This window comes from Proteiniborus sp. DW1, from assembly GCF_900095305.1.
In the GTDB taxonomy this organism is placed as follows: Bacteria; Bacillota; Clostridia; order Tissierellales; family Proteiniboraceae; genus Proteiniborus.
Genome location: NZ_FMDO01000023.1, coordinates 1 through 564, shown reverse-complemented (window position 1 = coordinate 564; position 564 = coordinate 1). Strand labels below are relative to the sequence as shown.

Annotated in this window: 6 tRNA genes; all 6 read right to left on the bottom strand. The window is 52.8% G+C overall.

The features are described 5' to 3' along the window. Window positions 1-92 (bottom strand) — tRNA-Ser (locus DW1_RS05355). Between the two features lie 9 nt (window positions 93-101). After that, window positions 102-190: transfer RNA gene (locus DW1_RS05350), tRNA-Ser, on the bottom strand. A gap of 19 nt (window positions 191-209) precedes the next feature. Then, a tRNA-Lys gene (locus tag DW1_RS05345) sits at window positions 210-285 on the bottom strand. Window positions 286-287: 2 nt separating this feature from the next. Next, window positions 288-363: transfer RNA gene (locus tag DW1_RS05340), tRNA-Gln, on the bottom strand. 9 nt (window positions 364-372) lie between these two features. Further along, window positions 373-449, bottom strand: a tRNA-Arg gene (locus tag DW1_RS05335). A 30-nt stretch (window positions 450-479) separates the two neighbouring features. Further along, window positions 480-553 (bottom strand) — tRNA-Gly (locus tag DW1_RS05330). Window positions 554-564: the final 11 nt, after the last annotated feature.

Below are 564 nucleotides of genomic sequence, written 5' to 3'. Positions count from 1 at the left end.
TGGCGGAGAAGGAGGGATTTGAACCCTCGCGCCCCTTAACGAGACCTACTCCCTTAGCAGGGGAGCCTCTTCAGCCACTTGAGTACTTCTCCATGTTTTTTTGGCGGAGGGGGTGGGATTCGAACCCACGTGGGCTTGCACCCTAACGGTTTTCAAGACCGCCCCGTTATGACCACTTCGGTACCCCTCCATGTTTTATATTTTTTTAGTGGTGACCCATCCGCGACTCGAACGCGGGACACCCTGATTAAAAGTCAGGTGCTCTACCGACTGAGCTAATGGGTCATTGGCTGGGGTAGCAGGACTCGAACCTACGAATGCCAGAGTCAAAGTCTGGTGCCTTACCGACTTGGCTATACCCCAACATTTTTATGGCGTACCCACAGGGATTCGAACCCCGGACACACGGCTTAGAAGGCCGTTGCTCTATCCTGCTGAGCTATGGGTACATCTAGAATGTTTTAATGGTTATTCGCCTATGGAGCGGGTGAAGGGAATCGAACCCTCGCAACCAGCTTGGAAGGCTGGGGCTCTACCACTGAGCTACACCCGCATGTTATTATT